This is a genomic window from Halalkalibacter urbisdiaboli (assembly GCF_002156385.1).
Classification (GTDB): Bacteria; Bacillota; Bacilli; order Bacillales; family Bacillaceae_D; genus Halalkalibacter_A; species Halalkalibacter_A urbisdiaboli.
Genome location: NZ_MVJM01000003.1, coordinates 694,887 through 715,856 on the forward strand (window position 1 = coordinate 694,887; position 20,970 = coordinate 715,856).

The window sequence follows — 20,970 nt, forward strand, 5'->3', positions numbered from 1 at the left end:
ATGGCTAAATATAGTGACCAATTTAAATTAATGATGGTACATGAGTATCAAAAAGGACATTTATCGTTTGACAGGTTGGCAAAAAAACACGGTATGAATGACAGCACTGCCATAAAAAAATGGGTGAAAGTTTACGATAAATTTGGGACGACAGGTTTGATGAAAAAGAGTAAGAGGGAAACTTTTTCTGTCCAATTCAAACTCGATGTATTAAGCTTTATGAAAAGAACAGGATCTTCAGAGATGGATACCGCTATTTACTTTGGATTGTCCACCCCTTCGATGATAGGTGCATGGAAGAAAGCTTTTTTGGAAGATGGTGCTGAAGCCCTGGATAGAACGAAAGGAAGACTACCCATGTCTGATAAAGCTAAAAATATAAAAAAACAACGTACAGAAAAAGAAATGACGTATGAACAAAAGCTTGAAAGAGAGAACGAGCTCCTACGTTTAGAGGTAGAATACTTAAAAAAGTTGCGAGCTTTTCAGATGGATCCGGAGGGCTATCTCGAAAAGCACAAGCAGCGTTATCATTCGAACTCAAAGAAAAGTTCAAACTAAAAGATGTTCTACAAAGAGTCGGAATTCCTGATTCCTCCTACCATTATCATATAAAAGAGATCAAGAAGGAGAATCCGAATCAGAAACTCGAGGAATGCATCCAATCCAAGTTTGAGGAACATAATGGGAATTATGGGTATCGTCGTATCTGTTTGGAGTTAAAACAAGATGGGCTCAAAGTGAATCACAAGAAGGTTCAACGCATCATGAATAAACTTGGGCTTAAATGCAAGAAATTTAGTAGAAAGTCACGAAAATATAGTTCTTACAAAGGAACAATTGGAACTGTTGCCAAGAACCTTATCAATCGTCGGTTTCACACAAGTGTGTGTCATCAGAAATTAACAACAGATATCACAGAATTCAAGTGCTCAGATGGTGTAAAACTGTACCTAAATCCAATTATGGACTTGTTTAATGGCGAAATTCTTTCTTATGAGATAAATATGCGTCCAACCTTAGAATTGGCTCTTAAACCTCTTGAGGAAGCTTTAGAAATAGTAAAAGATTCAAGGTATAGAACGACTGTTCATTCTGATCAAGGCTGGCATTATCAACATAAAAAATGGGTAAAAACTCTAAAGAAACATAAGGTGTTCCAGAGTATGTCACGAAAAGGAAATTGCTTAGACAATTCACCTATGGAAAGCTTTTTCGGATTATTAAAACAAGAAATGTATTATGGTGAGGCACTCTGCTCATTTGAGAAATTAAAAAAGAGAATTGAAGACTATATCAATTATTATAATAACAAACGCATAAAGCAAAAATTGGCAGGCATGAATCCGGTTCAATACCGTATTCATACCAGCCAATTAGCAGCTTAATATAAAACTCTAACTTTAGGGGGTCACATCAAAAAGGCTTCCCTTTTTCAGTGCCCTTTAAGTAATGTGCAGAGCATTGCGCTTTTTAGAGAGCTACGTGAAAGGAGTTTTTCAGTGTTCGCCATTCTATTGACGCACCCTTTTTAATAAAAAATTAAAGTTTTTATTGCTCAATCGTTCTTTATTCCTATAAACTAAGAATAGATCATTAATAAGTTAACCCATATAAAGATGAAAGGTTATCTGATGGTTAGGGCTTTAAGAAAATTTTTTTGCTGGAGGATGCCTTATGAATGATGCTGAAAAAAATGGAATATTATTAGAAAGTGGTACAAATGAATTAGAAATTGTTATGTTTTCGATTGGCCGTAGTACATTTGGTATTAATGTACTAAAAGTCCGTGAAATTATTAATCCGCTTCCTGTTACTGATACACCTAACGGCCACCCACATGTTGAGGGGGTTATCCGGTTACGCCAGGAGGTTATTCCTGTCGTTGATTTGGCGAAAGTGTTAAACCTTCCACCATCTGAACATCCCGAACAGGACAAATTTATTATTTCTGAACTAAATAAGACGAAAGTAGCCTTCCATGTTCATAATGTATCTCGAATACATCGAATCTCTTGGGAACAAATTGAAAAACCGAGTGAATTGTCACAAGGAATGCAGGCACAAACAATTGGAATCGTAAAAATGGAAGAAACGATGGCATTGTTGCTTGATTTTGAAAAAATTGTCGTCGACATTAGTCCTGAATCCGGTTTAAGTGTAGAAAAGGTAAAAGCGATGGGGCCTCGTCAACGCTCAGAAAAAAGGATACTTATAGCAGAGGATTCAGCAATCCTTAGAAAACTTTTACAAGACACATTAGTTGAAGCTGGCTATGACAGCTTGCAATTTTTTGAAAATGGACGTATGGCTTGGGATTACTTAGAACAACTAAGTCATAAAACGAGCTCAGAAATTGAGAAAAAGGTAGATATCATTATTACCGATATTGAGATGCCTCAAATGGACGGGCATCACTTAACACGACGTATAAAGGAAACAAACTCCCTAACTCATATACCAATTATCATTTTCTCTTCATTAATCACAGACGATTTGTTTCACAAAGGTGAGAAGGTAGGAGCGAATGGACAAATTAGTAAGCCAGAAATTGTACAACTTGTAGAAATGATTGATCAATTCATAATCTCAAAGTAGTACGAAATAAAAAGTGAAACCGATTAGGGGATTTTGGATATCGGCTTCACTTTTTTCTTTTAGTCAGGAGATCTTTTTGTGTTTTTGTTATCATTCCAAATTTATATAAAAGATGAGCATAAAAAATCTTTTTTTTCTGGCTACTCATTGTCATCGACTCCTTTTCTACTATAAATTATTCACTTACGCTAAAAAAGTTTCCTTAGGTAAACTTTTTTAGGCTTGTCTCTCTAATAAATAGACTAGATTGATTATTCTTGTTATCATACACTTAGTACAAAGAGTAATAGGGAGTGGAATGACATTGAAAATTGAGATTACAAAACCTGCATTGGCCTGGTTTAAACAAGAGTTTGATTTGCAAGGAAAAGGAGAGGAAACAATTCGTTTTTATGCTCGCTTAGGGGGATGCGCATCCATTCAAACAGGCTTTTCACTTGGTATCAGCCAGGATACCCCTTCAACTATTGGTGTATCGCAAGAGATGGAAGGAATTCTTTTTTTTATTGAACAAGAAGATCTTTGGTTTTTTAAGCAATATGATTTAAAGGTGAAATTTAGTCGAAAACGTAATGAAATAGAGTTTGTTTACGAGGAATCTGCATGAGCATAATGACGGTTTAGTTAGTGTTTCTAAGGGGAACCTTTGGGGCACTTTTTTTATAGAGTGAGATTTATAATGGCATAACCCAAACAATTTCTTGAAGTCTTATAAAGAAAGAAGTTTTACTTGCTTGAAGCACAACGTGATCTGGCTTGACATCAGTAAGCGTGCCGCGGACACTTCCTCTACTTGTTTCAATCACCATTTTGGTTCCGATCATCGTTTTCATTGTTTGAACAAGATATGGTTCAACATATTCATGATTATCGTTATGGTGCATCTTTATACCTCCTCTTTCAACTTATTCTAATCTTATGAAATAAGGTAACAATATGATTGGGCGAATGTCTAAAAATAAGCTCAAAAATAAGTATCTTAATATAATGGATTCAACACTTTTACTTCACTAGTAAGAAAACAACAGATAGAAAAGTAGGCTCAATTAAACAAATGTATGAGATTAAAAAGGGAAATATGAATTTATTCGACAACATTCAATCAATATGTAAAAATATAAAAAAATAACTGAAATTCTATAACAACGGCTATCGTTTTTTGATATAATAATAAAAAGAGGAGACACAAACGTCTGATTTTTGAAGCGGGGAGGGAAAAGGATGAAAACTATTTTAGGGAAACTGAAAATACTCTCAATTGTAAGCGCTTTATTTATGGTTGTGCTGGTACTATTTGTTATTATCTCCGTGCAAGCTTGGACAGACACGGAGGCAGGAAAAGTACCTCCAAAAACAGCTGTATTACTTCATGCAGTTCACCATAATTTAGTTACATCTAATATGAAGACCCCAAAATTTTTGCAAAAAAAAGGGAAGGCAACGTTTACTCGTGAAAATATCACGATTCCAGTCTCAGACGGAACAGACATTTCTGCGAGAGTCTATAAACCTATTGATGATGGTCCCCATCCAATTATTTTATATTACCATGGAGGAGCTTTTATGGAAGGCTATGGTAGTATCAACACACATGATAATATCGTCCGTTCATTAGCGGGAAGAACGAAAAGCATTGTTATTGCTGTCGCGTATCGTGTGGCACCTGCACATCCGTTTCCGACAGCAATCGAAGATAGTTATGATGCTCTTCTGTGGGCAAGTGAACATGCGGAGGATTTAGGTGGAGACCCTAACAAAATTGCGGTAGTTGGTGATAGTGCAGGTGGTAATATTGCAACAGTCGTTTCGTTAATGGCGAGAGATCGACAAGGACCATCGATAACTGCTCAAGCCTTATTGTATCCTTTAACTACATTTCAGGATGTTGAGTTTTCATCACGCTCAGTTTATGACAGCGGTTATTACCTTTTATCGCGGCAAGTAATGCAACGTGCAAGGGAAGCGTATACACCTGATGAATCAATGTGGAACTCGCCTTACACTTCTCCATTAGAGGCTGAACATTTGTATCAGCTTCCACCAGCTCTTGTTATTACAGCTGAATTTGATCCTCTAAGAGATGAGGGTGAGGCTTATGCCCAACGTTTAACAGAGTATAATATCCCTGTTAAAACGATACGTTACAACGGTGTCATGCACGGCTTTATCTCATTTTATGAAGTCATGTATCGAGGAAATCACGGGTTATCACAAACAGCTGCCTTTTTAAACAAAGCTTTTAAAGATGAAATACGTTATGAAACTTATAAACTACATGTATTTGATGGGGTAGAAGGAAGAAATCAGATAAAAGAAGAAGCCGAAGCTTATGCAATAGGCAGCTTTCTCATCGGAAAGAAAGCGCTTACGTCTATTCCGTTTTTAAAGTAATCATGTTCGTTCATACACGCCTTACTACGTTTTCGCTGTAGTAAGGCTTTTCCGTTTATTGCATTGCTCGTTTTGCAAACATTTGTTCATTTTCAATTAATCCGCAAGTAGCGCATTGTATTTTTAGTTCAGGTCCTCTATAAGGCATATGAAACGGATCTAACTGACCTTCATTATATTGTTGAACAATCTCCCCGCTTTGAGGGTCTAATTTTACAGGGGTAGCAACCTGCTGAATCATATTAAAGCGAGAACGATTTGTCTTACAATTTGGACATAAATATGGACCGGCCATAGCAGTGCCTCCTTTGGAATATAAAATGATGAAAGCTAAGGGGGCTGTCTCAAAAGCTTAAAGCGTGTTTGCAATGGCTCCGTTCGCTACCCGCCTTACGATGAGAACCCCACTCATCGTAAGGTTTTAAGCGATATAGCGACTACGCTCAATGCAGGCTGTGCCAAAAGGTTAAAAAACACCCTTTTTCAATGTCTCTAAGCAATGTATGGGTTTCTCATAGTAGAACAACTTGTGGAGCCATTGCTGCTTCCTAGCGTGTCTTTCAAGGGGGTTTTCAGTGGCCTTTTTTCGTACAGCCTTTTTACAGAGTTAATGAAACTCTATGTCGATTTTCTTTTGGCTTTCGTTTGTAGCCTTCTGCATTCTAACTTCTAGAATTCCTTTTTTGTAAAAGGCCTTTACACCCTCATCTGAAATAAGGGTCGGAAGTGTGACTGAATGATGGAACGTACCGACATAGCGTTCCTGCCGATGATAGCGCCCTTCTTCCGATGAAGAGGACCGATTTACGGTACCGCTTACTGAAAGGGTACGGTTGCTAATAATATGAATATTAACATCCTCATTCCGTTCTAACCCTGGTATGTCAAATGTTACAATAACATCGTTTCCCGTTTCACGAATATCCGTACGTAATGTATGGTTTGTCTGGTCAAACATTGAGTTGGAGGGAATCGACTGAGCCAGTTCACCTACATGTTGCGTCATTGGTTCAAAATAGAATTGTGACATATCCAGTCTCCTTTTCTAACAAGAGTTATCAATGTTATCATGTCACAAGAAGTAGAAAAATATTCAAGTAATAAAATAATGAAGAGGTTGATATAAGATGGATATGACTTGGCTATTGGAGAGACCGATTGCTCATCGAGGTTATCATTCAGAGCATGTACCTGAAAATTCACTCGCTGCTTTTTATGGGGCAATTCAAGAGGACTTTATCATTGAATTAGATGTCCGCTTATTAAAAGATGGTGAAGTTGTTGTCTTTCATGATGAAAACTTACAAAGAATGACAGGTAGGGATAAGAAGATTAGAGATTGCACATATGCCGGGTTAAAGAAAATAACACTTCGGCATTCTTCGGAACGTATCCCATTGCTTAAAGAAGTTCTTGATCAAGTTAACGGAAAAGTGCCGTTGCTTATTGAAATAAAAAATAAAGGGCGAGTAGGGGAGCTTGAGTCAAAAGTCGTTGAATTACTTTATAAGTATAATGGTGTATACGCGATTCAATCCTTTAATCCATTATCAATTTCTTGGTTTAAACGGCATGCACCAACGGTTATAAGAGGTCAAATCGCAGGAGATTTAGTAGAAGAAAAATCGTTAAAAATGAGACAAAAGCATGTCTGGAATTATTTTCTTTCATTGAAAGTTAGCAAACCACATTTTATCAGCAATGATCTGTATACACCAATGTGGTTATTGAAGCGCTTTGCTAATTTTGAAGAGCTTATAAAGCTAGGCTGGACGGCAAAAACGCAACAAGAGTATGAAAGAGGATTACAATACTTTGATAATATTATTTTTGAAGGATTTCACCCTTTAACATAAATGCCGGTGTCCCATAGTCAATATAAACCTACAGGACACCGACGATTTACGTGATTATTACTGTCTAAATTGCCCAATTTCCATTTCTGAAAATCGGTTCTCGTTTACCATCTTCATATACACCGTCAATGTTCATATCCGAGGACCCAATCATGAAATCAACGTGTGTCATACTCGTGTTTAGGCCATTTTTCTCAAGCTCTTCTTTGTTCATTTCTTTACCACCTTCAATACAAAATGCATAAGCACTTCCAATCGCAAGGTGGTTTGAAGCATTCTCATCAAAAAGGGTGTTGTAGAAGATAATATTTGTATCTGAAATGGGTGATTGATGTGGGACAAGGGCAACTTCACCGATATATCGTGAGCCTTCATCTGTATCTAAAAGGCGTTTTAATGTTTCGTAACCTTCCTCAGCTTTAAAATCGACAACCTTTCCATCTTTAAATCGCAGTGAAAAATTATTAATGAGTGTGCCGCCGTAGTTTAACGGCTTCGTACTTGATACAACACCATTGACACCCGTTTTTTTAGCCGACGTAAACACTTCTTCGGTCGGCATATTAGCAACAAATTGCACACCTTCCTTACTAGTACTCCCCCCACTTACCCAAATATGAGTTTCAGGAAGCTCGATTAGTAAGTCAGTTCCTTCTGATTGATAGTGAAGCTCCTTGAAATGTTTTTCGTTCAAGATATTCATTTTTTCGTCTAATGTTGCAAGATGTGCTTTCCATGCTGTAACCGGGTCTACTTCATTTATTCTAGTGGCAGAGAAAATAGCTTCCCACAGCTTCGCGACAGCTGTATCAGTATCTTCATTTGGAAATACTTTTTTAGCCCATCCTTCAGAAGGAGCAGCGATAATTGACCAGCTTACCTTATCTGAAGTAATGTAGGAACGGAAGCCCTCCATTGCCCTTCCGCTTGCCTTATTCGCGTTTGCAACATGTTCTGGCTTTGCCTGTTTTAGCAAATCAGGGTCTGAACCGGTAATACTTAAAAAAGCAGCTCCTCGTTCGGCTAACTCTTCATAGCCTTTCGTAACCCATGTTGGAAATTCATGAAATGCATCATCAGGGGCTAAATCAAATTTTATTTTTGTAATCTCTTCATCGCTCCAGTCAACATGGACAATTTTTGCTCCTGCTTCATAAGCTTTTTTAGTGGCAAGACGCGCAAGACTCGCTGCAAACAGTGGAGCACGGATGACAAGTATTTGACCGGGCTGGATGTTGATTCCGACCTTAATGGCTAACTCTGCGTATTTTTCTAGCTTTTCTTGAAAATTTGTTGTCATAATTACCCTCATTTCTATGTAAGTTTGTCCATCTCTTTCCTACAAGAATAGTTTACCAATTCTTTTCAAGAGTGAAAAGAATAGCGACTTTCAATATATATATGGTATGATAAGTTTTGCAAGAAAATGTAGATAAAATCACATGAATGCTCATGTGAGAGAGGTTCGCAAACTCCCTCTATAAAAAACTAAGGTAGGGACTGTACGGCTTTGTGCAGTTTTTTGTTGCGTTATCGAGAGCGCTACAAGTTTTTTAGTATAGTTTCGCTTTTTTGCGTGGGGTTTTTCGAATACTCGTTCTTCTACGATGAAGGGAGAAATGAGTAAATGAAACAGGATAAAGCCGTTGTAGTTTTCAGTGGTGGACAAGATAGTACGACCTGTTTATTTTGGGCGTTAAAGCAATTTAAAGAAGTAGCTACAGTTACGTTTGATTATGGACAACGACATCGACAGGAGATTGAATGCGCTCGTGAAATCGCAGATGAATTAGGGGTTTCCTTTCATGTTTTGGATATGGGTCTCATTAACCAACTATCTGCAAATGCGTTAACTCGCTCTGATATTGAGGTAAAAGCTGGTGAGAGTGGTGAGTTGCCTTCTACATTTGTTGAAGGTCGAAATCTCCTCTTTCTGTCTTTTGCAGCTATTTATGCTAAACAAATTGGTGCTAAGCATTTAATTACCGGCGTCTGTGAAACGGATTTTAGTGGGTATCCAGACTGTCGAGATATCTTTATTAAATCATTAAATGTCACATTAAATTTAGCGATGGATGACCAGTTCGTCATTCATACACCGTTAATGTGGTTAAACAAAGAACAAACGTGGGAGTTAGCGGATGAATTAGGGAAATTACCATTTATTCGTGAAAAAACATTAACATGCTACCACGGGGTCCGTGGTGATGGTTGTGGCGAATGCCCTTCCTGTGAACTACGTCAAAAAGGACTAGATGCTTACTTGGCAAAAAAGGCAGGTGAAATACAGTGATTCAACAATTTTATCCGCAAGTTCCACACTCTTTTCGTTTTGAGCTAAACAAAGACATGCATCTGGCAGCAGCGCATTTTATTCCAGACGAACGAGCAGGTCAGTGTAAAGAAATGCATGGACATACGTATTTTATTAACGTGACAATAGCGGGAGATGAGTTAGATGAATTAGGCTTTCTCGTTAACTTTAAAGACATTAAGGAGCTTGTTCATAAGCGCTATGATCATTCATTGCTCAATGAGCATCCTGAATATAATAGTCAGTTCCCAACGACTGAAGTGGTAGCTGAACAAATTTGGAAACGAATCGAACAGCATTTGCAAAAGAGACGAAATAAACCAACGTGTATACAGGTGGTTGTGAGAGAAACCCCAACTAGCTATGTAGTGTACCGACCAAAGCCGGAGGAGCTGTAATGAAGAAAATACCGGTGATGGAGATTTTCGGCCCTACGATTCAAGGAGAAGGAAAAGTCATAGGCCAAAAAACGATGTTTGTTCGAACAGCTGGCTGTGATTACAGTTGCTCTTGGTGTGATTCTCGCTTTACATGGGACGGAACAGGAAAGAGTACGCTAATGTCAGCTACACAAATATGGGAAAGGCTTGTTGAAACCGGGGCATCTGCCTTTTCTCATGTGACAATCTCTGGTGGGAATCCTGCGCTTCACCAAGGCTTGAGTGAATTAGTGAATCTTCTAAAGTCAAAAGGGATAAAAACAGCTGTTGAGACACAAGGAACAGTTTGGCAGGATTGGCTAACAGATGTTGATGACGTAACGGTTTCACCAAAGCCTCCAAGCTCAGGGATGGTGACGGATGTTGAGAGACTTGATATGTTTATGAATTCACTTAAACCTGAACAAATGAGTATGAAAATTGTCATCTTTAATGAAGGTGATTTCAAATATGCAGAACAGCTTCGCAATCGTTATAAAGATGTTTCCTTCTTCCTGCAGGTAGGTAACAAAGATATAGAAACTACCGAGAATGAACAATTACTAACGAAGCTAATCGGACAATATGAGTGGCTCATAAATCAAGTCATTGAGTCGACAATTATGAACGACGTAAGGGTTTTGCCCCAACTCCATACACTTGTATGGGGTAATAAACGAGGTGTTTAGGAGGTCTATTAAATGGGTGGAAGAACTGATGATGAACTAAAGGGTGTTACATTACTTGGAAATCAGGGAACAACGTATACATTTGCTTATAATCCCGATGTTTTAGAGGCGTTCGATAATAAACATACTGAAAGGGACTATTTTGTGAAATTAAATTTTCCAGAGTTTACTTCCTTATGTCCGAAAACAGGACAACCTGATTTTGCTACAATTTATATTAGTTATATTCCGGATATAAAAATGGTCGAGAGTAAATCATTGAAACTATATTTATTTAGTTTCCGTAACCATGGTGACTTCCATGAAGACTGCATGAATATTATTATGAACGATTTAATAAAGCTCATGGATCCACGTTATATCGAGGTGTGGGGGAAATTCACGCCACGTGGTGGAATAAGCATTGACCCTTATTGTAACTATGGAAAGCCAGGAACGAAATTTGAGGAAATGGCGAATTATCGTTTAATGAATCACGACCTTAATCCTGAGAAAATTGATAATCGATAGAGGTCCTATAAAGGGGATAGGAAACCGTTCGCTATGCGTACGATGAAATAAGAGTCTTCTATCGTCAACTATCGGCGTAAGGTATGTTCCACCAATAAAATCCACTCGTCTTAGATGTAGAGATTTCACATAAGAGGGTGACCCAAAAGGTTAAAAATAGGAGGGCACTGAAAAAGGGAAAAGCACCCCTTTTTCAGTGCCTCTTATTAAGTAGCAATGGCTCCACACGTCGCTTGCCTGCTATGAGAAACCCACTCATAGCAGGCTTTTAAAAAGATGGCAACTCAAAAATAGGATCTGTTGAGTCACCCTCTTGTTTTTATGGTGCTGAAAGGGAAAAGCCTTGAATACAATAGTAATAACTTTTTGTATAGGGGGTTGGGGGATGGACTTACATAAATTAACTGAAAAAGAATTACAATTTGTATCTGAATTATTAGAGGACCGCATTAAAACTCAGAGAAAAGTAAATGAAGAATTAGATTCAATTGGAATTAAAGGGGAGGAAACGATTATTGATATGTGTGAATTGATTAAGGTGAAGGTCAAAAATCATTTAGGTGAGTACAATGAATAGTTCGTCTGTTAAAAAGTAGTAGCCAAAGTAAAAAAGATACTCGCTCAAGCAGGTAGTGAGCGAGTACATCTATAAATAAGTTTCTGTGTGAACTAAACGGTTCGTCAATCTGGTTTTATTAAAAAGCTTTTTACATTAAAGCGGTACAAAGACACATGAAATTTTCTTAGGAAAAATAACACATTTAACGCAGACAAGGACATTATTAGGATAGGTCTTTTTGTGAATAGATACGTATATAAATACATTTTAAAATATAAATAGGTAGACCATCCGATGTGCCACCCGTGAGCAAAGAATAATAAACCGCATTTCTTTAAAAAGACTTCTACGAATACAGAAAATAAAACCCATTTAACTGTGTATGTTATACGATGACTAAGGTTTTTGGGGAAATTGGAAAGAAACATTAGGTTAAGGATTGGCGTGATAATGAAAATATGAATACTTCTGATCCATTTAATATTCATGTAGTTTGATTTGAAGTCCCACAAACGATATTTATAAAAAAAACAATAATATAAACAGTTGCAAAGCATCAAATACAGTAAATTACCAGAGTACTTGTGAATGTTTTTAGAGAGGCCTTTTTTTATAAGAACGTATACAAAAACTATTCCTAATAATGTGTTACGCATAAGTCCTCCTTGTTTAACTTCCGTTAGATAGGTATAGCTTTTACAAGTAAAGAAAATCAATTCTGTAAATTACTGTCATTCCTTTGGGGCTTTGTTACGAAATTGTTCATAAACAAGAGGCTGTAAGGTCCTGACTTCGAGATATAATAAAGGTACATCTTATATTTAGTGAGGAGTCAAAAACAGATGAAAGTTTTTACGGATATAAAAACCTGGTTTATTTTCTTTATTACGGGTTTAATTGTAGTATCACCTTTTTTTGTGGAAGCACATGTGAAATGGTTCACAAATTTAGAGCCGCAAAAATCAACGTTAGAGGAGATAATGAGCCCTTTATTTATCGGGCTTGCTATTATAGCAGCAAGTGTATTGGCCATTCTTCCACAAATCTTACCAATCATTTCGAAATGGGAATGGTCTGAAGTGATTGATCATAAATTAGGTTCCTTAAGACCCTATTCAATGAGGATATTGAAGTATGGGACTGTGGTAGCGCTTTGTATACAAGTGGTAACAGGAGTGATATTTGCACCTGAACTTTTGATAACAGAAGACTGGGTACTATGGCTAATGTGGGTAAGTATTGTTTTATTTATCGTCCCACATGCTCTAGCCACTAGACTTTCGGCAGTTATTATGATAGGTCTATTTGGTTACATGACTTTAGAGTACGGAGTTTTCCATATGCTAGACTATGGATTTTATATCGCAATTTTTGTTGTTTTATTTATGGAACGAACGCGATTCGAAGCATTTGGTTTTCCGTTTTTATATTTAGGGACAGGTTTATCTCTTTGCTGGGTTGCAGTTGAGAAATGGGTTTATCCCGTAATGGCACTTGATATTATTACTGAACACCATGTTCCTACATTTGGATTTGAACCAAGCATCTTTATTGTCTTCACAGCTTTTATCGAATTTATTGTTGGTTATTTGCTTGTCGTAGGTATCCTAAATCGTGCATTAGCAGTGTTGGTCACTCTCATCTTTTTCTCAACAACACTATTATTTGGTTTTACTGAAATCATAGGCCATTTTATGATTCATGTATTATTACTGTTGTTCTTAATTGAAGGTACATCATTTTATAATCCTCCAGTGAAGATGCACCAACGTAAAATCGATCAAATTATTTTTGTATTTCTTAATTTTATCTTTGTGTTAGCTACCATTTTGTTAATTTTTTATCGTTTTGCTTAAGGAAATTAAAGACGAGAAGGATGTCACAGACAACCCTTCTCGTCTTTATGTCGATTTATGCTTTTACCCTTAGTTTGCTATGCTCTTTAGCAACCGAGATTTCAAAGAAACAATCATCGTCTTCATATATTCGATCTATAATGATTAAAACATCTTCAAACGAAACGGAATGATTATTGGTCTTATTTTCATTCATAAAAAAAATCATTTTTTCAATTTCTTGATTAATTTTAGTATGTAACATTTCTTCCGTCATTCGTTTACTTCTATGACAATCGTGAAAATCGATCGGATAGTTAGGCAGTGACATCATAGAACCTCCATCTAGTCATTCAAATTTCCTTCATCATAAACTGTAATGCTATTGTGAGACAAGTATAAAATGTAGGACATAAAAAGTTTTTATTTTTTAACAATTTAAGACTTAAAAAAATAGTTTACTGGCTCCAAGAATTATAAATAATATCCCAGGCAGCGTTTCTACCGTTTGCATAATGAGTTTGTTTTCGGTGATATGTCCATAAATAATACCGACCATTAAAGTGAATCCAATAAAAAAACCACCTAAAGGAGCAAGCCAATACGGTTGATTCGCTATGCCAGCTTGGATGCCATATCCAAAGCTGTCCACGTTCATAAGCAGAGTAATCATAACAAAAAAAGACCGTCGATACAAAGGCAGTTCATTAAAGAGATTGTAAATCCCTAATCCAATCATCAATAGTCCCGCAAAGGTGGAAAGGAAATGTGCAGAGATAATTTCGCCTATTAACTGTCCGAGGGCCATAGCGAAAAATATGACAAATCCAGAAAAAAAAGCAATCATAGCGAGCATCAATAGTGAGATTCTAATTTTCTTTAAGCCGAACAAAAATCCAATAAAAAAACCATCAAAACTAATTAGAAGTAAAAGCAGAAGGCTAAAAAAAAGCGGCAATGGGACGTCACCTCCAACGGATATCGCTAAAGCATGTATATGTCCCAGAAATAAAAATTAGACAAACAGGATAATAACAGAGCTTTTAATTTGGTAATTGAATAAGCTCATAATGTTGTATATAAGCTTCATAAAAAAACAATACCTCTTCCACATATTCTTCACTTTGATTATAAGAGAAAAGTGCTTTATTTAAGTCGCCTTTTGCTGCACCATGATCAGCTAAATACTTAGCAGCCGCATACGTAGCATCCTCAATATCAAATGGGTCTGCAATGCCATTTCCACTTGCATCGACTCCGTACCCTTGATGAGATTCAATTAACGTAATATCTGTAATATCTATGTTTTCATCTATTAGCCCCAGCTCACTACCAGGGTGGGACCAACCGACCCATGTTCTAGGCATGAATTGAAAGTGTCCAACTGCTCCAACAGGACTCACGAGGGGATCCATTGTTGAAAAAATTGTTTCGACACGGTGAACAGATGCAAGTAGCTCCCAAGGAATATTAAATTCGTCAGCAGCAGATTGGTATATTGGTATATATTGTTCGGGTATGGCGTGTGTCTTTAAAGTTGCCTTAAATATAAAATGTTGTACTTTGCTATTGTTTTCAAAAATGAGAAAACAGATAATGAAACCTAATATGATAAATAAATACTGTTTTTTTCTCACAAATCAGCCATCCTTTGATTTGAAATAGGTGAATGTTAAATAATTTTGATAGAACACAAGCTGTTTAAGTAAAGCCGATTTATATAGTGCTTTTATTATATACGTTCCTTCATGAATCGAACATATTGATTTTTTATTTATAATAGATAATGTTAGGTCGATTGATTAAAGATGGTAAACTAATGTATAGAATGTAAAGGAGAGGATTATTTGGAACAGATTTATTTAGATTATAATGCAAGCACACCACTTGACTCCGAGGTCGTCTCAGCAATGTTACCATATTTAACTGAGCATTATGGGAATCCTTCCACGAATCATTTTGCTGCAATTGGCGCAAAAAAGGCAATTGAGCATGCACGGAAGCAAGTAAGCTCATTAATTCATGCCAAAACGGCAGAAATTATTTTTACTAGTGGTGGGAGCGAATCGAATAATTATGTGATAAAAAATGTTTTTGAAACGTTTCAGTCAAAAGGGAATCATATTATTTCTTCTAGAATTGAGCACCCCGCTATTCTCAAGCCGCTAGCTTTTTTAGAAAAAAAGGGTGTGGACGTAACGTACGTAGGTGTTGATGAATATGGTCAAGTATCTGTCGAGGAAATTGAAAAGGCAATTAGACCAGAAACAATATTAATTTCAATTATGCACGCGAACAATGAAGTCGGTACTTTACAACCAATTAAAGAAATCGGAAAACTTGCTAAAAAACACAATATTCTTTTCCACACGGATGCAGCCCAGTCGGTAGGAAAAGTCCCAATTGATGTTGAAGAATTACAGGTTGATTTTTTAAGCATTGCAGGGCATAAGCTGTATGCCCCTAAAGGAGTAGGGGCACTTTATATCCGTGATGGAATCGATATCGGTTCTTTCATCCATGGTGCAGGGCATGAGCAAGGACGTAGAGCAGGTACTGAAAATGTATTGCTTATTGTTGGGCTCGGACAAGCATGTGAACTTTGTGAACAGAAGCAAGCAGAAAATGAACGAATCAAAGAGCTTTGTCGTTATTTTTGGAAACAATTACAAGAGACCTTTCCAAATTGTGTTAATCTTAACGGTCATCCTGAGGAAAGGTTACCTAACACACTAAATGTCAGCTTTCGCAGCTATATTGGTCAAGAAATCCTAGAGCAAATGCCTGACGTCGCTGCTTCAACTGGTTCAGCTTGTCATTCGGGTGTCGTAACGTTATCACCGGTTTTACAGGCTATGGGAGTAACAGCTGAGGAAGGAAAGGGTACCATTCGATTTAGTTTAGGTCGTATGACGACGCAAGAACAGATTAACCAGGTCATTGCACGGTTAAAGAGAATTCTTTGAGCATTATATTTTACAGCAGAATTCGTTTTTCGATAAACTTAAAAAGAAAGTAAAAACAAGGGAGTGAACACGATGAGTCGTACGACATTTGACGAAAAAATTGATGTGTTTCAAGTGATTCAAAAACGCCAATCTGTTCGGAAATATGAAAAAGGTGTTCAAATTCCAAATGAGGAGCTAGAAGCTATTCTAAACGCAGCTGCCAAAGCACCATCATCTTGGAATTTACAGCATTGGCGTTTTCTCGTTATAACGGATGAAGCAAAGAAAAAGGAGTTATTACCGATTGGTTACAACCAACAGCAAATTGTTGATTGCTCTGCAGTAATAGCGGTGCTAGGGGACGTAGAGGCAGATAAAGAAGCGGAGTCTGTATACGGTGAAGCTGTTGAGAAAGGGTTAATGCCTGAAAAAGTAAAGGAAACGTTAGTCGGGCAAATCCATGGTGCTTATAAAAATGAAGGTCCATTTCCTCGCGATGAAGCTGTATTAAATGCATCTTTAGCAGCGATGCAATTGATGCTTGCAGCGAAGGGAAAAGGGTATGATACGTGCCCGATGGGTGGCTTTAACCGACATGCATTTGTTGAAGCTTTTAAAGTACCTGAACGATTTGTACCTGTTATGCTCTTAACTTTAGGAAAGGCACAGGAAGAAGCCCATCCTTCAATGAGAAAGCCACTTAGTGAAAGGGTTGTCTACAATTCTTTCTAAGAGAGAAGAAAAATTTTTTTTTGAAAGGCCGGTATGAGTTACTCATACCGGTCCTTTTAAGCGGAAATACATAATTGAGTAATAAATGTGCACGAAAGGAGTCATGATAATGATTGATTTATTCTTTGAAACATACCAAGAATGTCAATTAACAAATATGAAGATCGTTGATTCATACCCAGTTCAGCAGTGGCAGCATTACATTGTCTCATTTTCTTCCGACGCATTACCAGCAGAGTTGGAAGATCCTGAGGCATTGATTATTTTTAGCGAGTTTGGAAATGTACTCCAGGTCGTGCTAAGGGAAGAAGGCTGTGATTCACCTCATTTTCAATTTACGGAGCTAGAGAAAAAGCAGCTGACCGATTGGATTCAAAACGAATTTACTTAAATGGATTTTAAGTAAGCGACAACCTCGTCTGGCTCATTGATCAAGTTTATGGAACGCTTTTCTAGTTCGTGTTTGTGAACATGAAGAAAATACTGCACTTCTTTCTGGATAGCATTCGTCCATTCCGCTAATTGCTGTTTTTGGTTGTCGGATAGCGCGTCTTCAACTGTTGTACAGATAAAGGACCGACACACGGCATTTTTAAAAGAAGGATGTAGAGAACATCCTTGATCGTTTTTGAAAAACTGACAAATAGAATAGGAAGTTTTTAAATCATCACGTTCTAGCTTTGAATAGGGCGAAAGGTCCAATAGATGAAAGGTCGCGTGAACTTCGGCTTCAACAAAAATAGTAAACGGATGAATCGTTGCTGCTTGATGTGAGTATAAGGAATAAAAGAAATCTTCATTTATCTTAACCATATTGTGGATTTCGAATAATGTAAATACAGGACTGTAAGAGCAGCAGCCAATAACGGGAAGTTCTGGAATAGGTGGCTGAAAGTGCTCGTCTTGACAGGTTAAACAAGCGTTTGTAAGTAATTGATTATATGTTTTATCGAAAATAATCATAATTAACACCTTTCTAAAAAAAAATCAATAAAAAAACAATAAAAATAATAGTATATTTCATGACAAAGAACTAGATTTTTTGTGACAGAAGTTTTACAATTTTAAGTTGTAGACGCTTTCTAATATTTTTGCATTCTACGTAAGAAATAGTATGTATAAATTAATTAGGAAGTCAACAAACAAATCTATGAATGATTGAAGATAACCTTTGTTTGAATGTTACAATCGTGTTAAAATAAGTGTGTAAGCGTTATAAAATGAGATCATTTATAGATTTGACTTCAAAGTAACTAGGAGGTTTTTATCACATGTCCAGCAAGGAGAACACACCAGAAGAGCCTTGGCAAGGATTTCATGGTCCAAACCTTGGCGTCGCAATCGAACTTTACGAAGAATTTACAAAGGACCCAGAGGCAGTTGATGAAGAGTTAAGAGAATTGTTTCGTGCATGGGGACCGCCACCTTCGGCTTTAGAAGATGTTTCGGTTCAAGCGACTAATGCTTCAGTAGCACCTGCTGCAGGAGCGGGCATGATGAATAAGATTGTAGGGGCGATGAAATTAGCTGATGCAATCCGTAACAAAGGTCATTTAGCATCTGATGTTCACCCGATTCACAAAGACAGAAAAAATGAGGCTATTTTAGAGTTAAGTCGGTATGACCTAACTGAAGAAGACTTAAAACAAATTCCTGTTGAGTTTATCTGTCCAGATGCACCTTCTCATGTAAAAGATGGTCTTGATGCGATTAAACACCTTAAGAATATGTACACGAAGACAGTTGCATTCGAATTTAGTCATGTTCAAGATGAGGAAGAAAGAACTTGGCTTAACAAAATGGTTGAGTCAGGAATGTTTTTACCTAATTTTTCAAAACAACAACGCGTTAACTTACTTAAGCGATTAACAGAAGTTGAAGGTTTTGAGAAATTCATTCATAGGACGTTTGTAGGTCAAAAGCGTTTTTCAATTGAAGGATTAGATGTGCTTGTTCCAATGCTTGATGAAGTAGTAAGAGAATCTGTACATGAGGGTACAGAAAATATCATGATTGGTATGGCTCACCGTGGACGTTTAAGTGTTCTTACTCACACATTAGGCAAACCGTATCATATGGTTTTCTCTGAATTTCTTCATGCTCCGACGAAACTTGCCGAACCAGAAGGTGGAAAAGGAATTAACGGTTGGACTGGGGATGTAAAGTATCACTTAGGAGCAGATCGTCAAATTAAAGATGATAATACAGTTGAAGCAACTGTTACGCTTGCGAACAACCCAAGTCATCTAGAATTTGTTAGTCCGATTGTTGAAGGTTACGCTCGTGCTGCACAAGAAGTTCGTACGTCTAAAGGTTTCCCCGAGCAAACTGTCTCAAAAGCTTATTCCATTTTAATTCATGGTGATGCAGCTTTTCCAGGGCAAGGAATTGTAACAGAAACATTGAACCTAAGTCGTCTAAGTGGATATCAAACAGGTGGTTCTCTTCATATTATTGCTAACAATAATATTGGTTTTACTACTGAAACGTATGATTCTCGTTCTACTACATATGCCAGTGATCCTGCGAAGGGATTTGAAATTCCAATCCTTCACGTGAACGCGGATGATCCGGAAGCCTGTCTTGCTGCTATGCACCTGGCTTTCCAATATCGCAAAAGATTTAAAAAAGATTTCCTTGTTGATTTAATTGGGTATCGTCGTTTTGGTCATAATGAGATGGATGAACCTGCTGTTACACAGCCTGATTTATATACGAAAATTAGAAAACACCCTACGGTACGAGTGCTTTATGCAGACCAACTAGTCGGAAAAGATGTAATTGATAAGTCTTTTGCAGATAAAATTGATCAAGAGATATTAGAAAATCTTCAGTCTGAATACGATAAAGTTGCAGGAAATAAATCTGATAGTGTTAGTGAAATGTCTCCACCAGATTTTGTTGTAAATGGTCTGCCAAAAGTAAAAACAGCCGTAACGTATAATAAATTAAAAACGATAAATGAGTCATTACTAAATTGGCCGAAAGAATTTGCTGCAAATGAAAAGCTAGAAAAAATTCTTAAGCGTCGCCTTAATGCATTTGATGAAGGTGGAAAAATTGACTGGGCATTAGCAGAGACTTTAGCTTTTGCTACAATTTTAAGTGATGGAACACCAATTCGTTTGTCTGGGCAAGATGCAGAACGTGGAACATTTGCTCATCGTCATCTTGTGTTGCATGATCGTAATGACAATACAGTGTTTACTCCTTTACAAGAGTTTAACGAAGCGAATGCGTCCTTCGCTGTTTACAACAGTCCGCTTTCTGAGCAGGCAATCGTAGGTTTTGAATATGGGTATAACGTGTATGCTCCAGAAACATTAGTTTTATGGGAGGCTCAATTTGGTGACTTTGCCAACGGAGCACAAGTAATGTTTGACCAATGGGTGTCAGCGGGTAGAGCAAAGTGGGGACAAAAATCTGGGTTAGTATGCTTATTGCCACATGGATATGAAGGACAAGGTCCGGAGCATTCAAGTGGACGTGTTGAACGCTTCCTAGTTCTTGCTGCGGAAAATAACTGGACGATTGCAAATTGTACAACAGCAGCACAATATTTCCACATTTTAAGACGACAAGCAGCGATTCTTGAAAAGAATGCAGTTCGCCCATTGATTATCATGACACCAAAGAGCTTATTACGTAACCCAGTTGTTGCTTCAACTCATGATGCATTTACAGATGGTGAGTTCTTACCTGTGTATGAACAACCGGGTCTAGGTGGGAAAGATGACAAGGTTGAACAAATCATCCTTTGTAGTGGGAAAATTTCCATTGATTTAGCTGACAAAATTTCTAAAGATACGGAAGGTGATTGGGATTGGATTCATATTGCCCGTGTAGAAGAGCTTTATCCATTCCCAAGAAAAGTAATCCGTGAGTTATTTGCACGCTATAAGAATTTGAAAGACATTGTTTGGGTTCAAGAGGAGCCTAAAAACATGGGTGCTTGGCCATTTATCGAGTCTCGCATCCGTGAGATAACGCCTGAAGGAGTATCGGTCAGCTATATTGGACGTACACATCGTTCAAGTCCAGCTGAAGGTGACCCGGTTGCACATAAAAAAGAACAAGAGCGCATTGTAAACGAAGCGTTGACTCGTAAATAATAAGGAG

24 protein-coding genes and 1 riboswitch are annotated in these 20,970 nt (G+C 37.3%); of the genes, 16 read left to right on the forward strand and 8 right to left on the reverse strand.

Annotated elements, in window-relative coordinates; all coding sequences use genetic code 11:
* The 4 genes from B1R93_RS17805 to B1R93_RS17820 all read left to right on the forward strand — a co-directional run bounded on the left by B1R93_RS17805 (position 1) and on the right by B1R93_RS17820 (position 3,205).
* On the forward strand, positions 1-561 hold the full coding sequence (locus B1R93_RS17805) for a transposase (RefSeq protein ID WP_088103969.1): 561 nt from the start codon (positions 1-3) through the stop codon (positions 559-561).
* Positions 462-1,388, forward strand: a complete 927-nt coding sequence (locus B1R93_RS17810; protein ID WP_133058600.1) for an IS3 family transposase — start codon at positions 462-464, stop codon at positions 1,386-1,388. Before B1R93_RS17805 ends, B1R93_RS17810 begins: the two co-directional genes overlap by 100 nt.
* 289 nt (positions 1,389-1,677) lie before the next feature.
* A complete protein-coding gene (locus tag B1R93_RS17815) occupies positions 1,678-2,598 on the forward strand; it encodes a chemotaxis protein (RefSeq protein WP_088105293.1) in 921 nt (306 codons plus the stop codon).
* A 304-nt stretch (positions 2,599-2,902) separates the two neighbouring features.
* The gene (locus B1R93_RS17820) at positions 2,903-3,205 is read left to right on the forward strand and encodes a HesB/YadR/YfhF family protein (protein WP_088105294.1); all 303 of its coding nucleotides are present in this window, start codon (positions 2,903-2,905) and stop codon (positions 3,203-3,205) included.
* A gap of 67 nt (positions 3,206-3,272) precedes the next feature.
* Here B1R93_RS17820 and B1R93_RS17825 read toward each other — a convergent pair whose 3' ends face one another.
* On the reverse strand, positions 3,273-3,482 hold the full coding sequence (locus B1R93_RS17825) for a YuzF family protein (RefSeq protein WP_088105295.1): 210 nt from the start codon (positions 3,480-3,482) through the stop codon (positions 3,273-3,275).
* 337 nt (positions 3,483-3,819) lie between these two features.
* Between B1R93_RS17825 and B1R93_RS17830 the strand changes: the two genes are divergently transcribed.
* Positions 3,820-4,989 (forward strand): alpha/beta hydrolase, encoded by a 1,170-nt coding sequence (locus tag B1R93_RS17830; protein ID WP_088105296.1) that lies wholly within the window; start codon positions 3,820-3,822, stop codon positions 4,987-4,989.
* A 55-nt stretch (positions 4,990-5,044) separates the two neighbouring features.
* Here B1R93_RS17830 and B1R93_RS17835 read toward each other — a convergent pair whose 3' ends face one another.
* Both B1R93_RS17835 and B1R93_RS17840 read right to left on the reverse strand, forming a co-directional pair.
* Positions 5,045-5,284: a DNA alkylation repair protein gene (locus tag B1R93_RS17835; protein WP_088105297.1), complete on the reverse strand. Its 240-nt coding sequence runs from the start codon at positions 5,282-5,284 to the stop codon at positions 5,045-5,047.
* Positions 5,285-5,596: 312 nt separating this feature from the next.
* The gene (locus B1R93_RS17840; protein ID WP_088105298.1) at positions 5,597-6,019 is read right to left on the reverse strand and encodes an Hsp20/alpha crystallin family protein; all 423 of its coding nucleotides are present in this window, start codon (positions 6,017-6,019) and stop codon (positions 5,597-5,599) included.
* A 97-nt stretch (positions 6,020-6,116) separates the two neighbouring features.
* Between B1R93_RS17840 and B1R93_RS17845 the strand changes: the two genes are divergently transcribed.
* Positions 6,117-6,845 (forward strand): glycerophosphodiester phosphodiesterase family protein, encoded by a 729-nt coding sequence (locus B1R93_RS17845; RefSeq protein ID WP_088105299.1) that lies wholly within the window; start codon positions 6,117-6,119, stop codon positions 6,843-6,845.
* Between the two features lie 64 nt (positions 6,846-6,909).
* Here the strand turns inward: B1R93_RS17845 and B1R93_RS17850 are convergent, their stop codons facing one another.
* Positions 6,910-8,145: an aminopeptidase gene (locus tag B1R93_RS17850; protein WP_088105300.1), complete on the reverse strand. Its 1,236-nt coding sequence runs from the start codon at positions 8,143-8,145 to the stop codon at positions 6,910-6,912.
* A 154-nt stretch (positions 8,146-8,299) separates the two neighbouring features.
* Positions 8,300-8,343: riboswitch (PreQ1 riboswitch) on the forward strand.
* 129 nt (positions 8,344-8,472) lie between these two features.
* On the opposite strand from B1R93_RS17850, the gene queC reads away from it, so the two are divergent.
* The 6 genes from queC to B1R93_RS17880 all read left to right on the forward strand — a co-directional run bounded on the left by queC (position 8,473) and on the right by B1R93_RS17880 (position 13,192).
* Positions 8,473-9,138 carry a 7-cyano-7-deazaguanine synthase QueC gene (gene queC / locus B1R93_RS17855; protein WP_088105301.1) on the forward strand — a complete coding sequence of 222 codons (666 nt, stop codon included), beginning with the start codon at positions 8,473-8,475 and terminating at the stop codon, positions 9,136-9,138.
* Complete coding sequence (queD, locus tag B1R93_RS17860) at positions 9,135-9,557, forward strand: 6-carboxytetrahydropterin synthase QueD (RefSeq protein ID WP_088105302.1); 423 nt, start codon at positions 9,135-9,137, stop codon at positions 9,555-9,557. The genes queC and queD overlap by 4 nt, the downstream gene beginning before the upstream one ends.
* A complete protein-coding gene (queE, locus tag B1R93_RS17865) occupies positions 9,557-10,267 on the forward strand; it encodes a 7-carboxy-7-deazaguanine synthase QueE (protein ID WP_088105303.1) in 711 nt (236 codons plus the stop codon). The genes queD and queE overlap by 1 nt, the downstream gene beginning before the upstream one ends.
* Positions 10,268-10,279: 12 nt before the next feature.
* Complete coding sequence (gene queF / locus B1R93_RS17870) at positions 10,280-10,777, forward strand: preQ(1) synthase (RefSeq protein WP_088105304.1); 498 nt, start codon at positions 10,280-10,282, stop codon at positions 10,775-10,777.
* A 385-nt stretch (positions 10,778-11,162) separates the two neighbouring features.
* Positions 11,163-11,354, forward strand: a complete 192-nt coding sequence (locus B1R93_RS17875) for a hypothetical protein (RefSeq protein WP_088105305.1) — start codon at positions 11,163-11,165, stop codon at positions 11,352-11,354.
* Between the two features lie 824 nt (positions 11,355-12,178).
* Positions 12,179-13,192 carry a hypothetical protein gene (locus B1R93_RS17880; protein ID WP_088105306.1) on the forward strand — a complete coding sequence of 338 codons (1,014 nt, stop codon included), beginning with the start codon at positions 12,179-12,181 and terminating at the stop codon, positions 13,190-13,192.
* Between the two features lie 55 nt (positions 13,193-13,247).
* On the opposite strand, the gene B1R93_RS17885 is transcribed toward B1R93_RS17880, so the two are convergent.
* The 3 genes from B1R93_RS17885 to B1R93_RS17895 all read right to left on the reverse strand — a co-directional run bounded on the left by B1R93_RS17885 (position 13,248) and on the right by B1R93_RS17895 (position 14,808).
* A complete protein-coding gene (locus B1R93_RS17885) occupies positions 13,248-13,502 on the reverse strand; it encodes a hypothetical protein (protein WP_088105307.1) in 255 nt (84 codons plus the stop codon).
* 114 nt (positions 13,503-13,616) lie between these two features.
* On the reverse strand, positions 13,617-14,129 hold the full coding sequence (locus B1R93_RS17890; RefSeq protein ID WP_088105308.1) for an MntP/YtaF family protein: 513 nt from the start codon (positions 14,127-14,129) through the stop codon (positions 13,617-13,619).
* 85 nt (positions 14,130-14,214) lie between these two features.
* Positions 14,215-14,808, reverse strand: a complete 594-nt coding sequence (locus B1R93_RS17895) for a lytic transglycosylase domain-containing protein (protein WP_088105309.1) — start codon at positions 14,806-14,808, stop codon at positions 14,215-14,217.
* 210 nt (positions 14,809-15,018) lie between these two features.
* On the opposite strand from B1R93_RS17895, the gene B1R93_RS17900 reads away from it, so the two are divergent.
* The 3 genes from B1R93_RS17900 (at position 15,019) to B1R93_RS17910 (ending at position 17,242) form a co-directional block, all read left to right on the forward strand.
* The gene (locus B1R93_RS17900; RefSeq protein ID WP_088105310.1) at positions 15,019-16,137 is read left to right on the forward strand and encodes a cysteine desulfurase family protein; all 1,119 of its coding nucleotides are present in this window, start codon (positions 15,019-15,021) and stop codon (positions 16,135-16,137) included.
* A 72-nt stretch (positions 16,138-16,209) separates the two neighbouring features.
* Positions 16,210-16,851 carry a nitroreductase family protein gene (locus B1R93_RS17905; RefSeq protein WP_088105311.1) on the forward strand — a complete coding sequence of 214 codons (642 nt, stop codon included), beginning with the start codon at positions 16,210-16,212 and terminating at the stop codon, positions 16,849-16,851.
* A 109-nt stretch (positions 16,852-16,960) separates the two neighbouring features.
* Positions 16,961-17,242, forward strand: coding sequence for a hypothetical protein (locus B1R93_RS17910; protein WP_088105312.1), 282 nt, complete (start codon positions 16,961-16,963; stop codon positions 17,240-17,242).
* On the opposite strand, the gene B1R93_RS17915 is transcribed toward B1R93_RS17910, so the two are convergent.
* Positions 17,239-17,814, reverse strand: a complete 576-nt coding sequence (locus B1R93_RS17915) for a hypothetical protein (RefSeq protein ID WP_088105313.1) — start codon at positions 17,812-17,814, stop codon at positions 17,239-17,241. The genes B1R93_RS17910 and B1R93_RS17915 overlap by 4 nt on opposite strands.
* Before the next feature lie 308 nt (positions 17,815-18,122).
* Between B1R93_RS17915 and B1R93_RS17920 the strand changes: the two genes are divergently transcribed.
* On the forward strand, positions 18,123-20,963 hold the full coding sequence (locus B1R93_RS17920; RefSeq protein WP_088105314.1) for a 2-oxoglutarate dehydrogenase E1 component: 2,841 nt from the start codon (positions 18,123-18,125) through the stop codon (positions 20,961-20,963).
* Positions 20,964-20,970 lie beyond the last annotated feature (7 nt).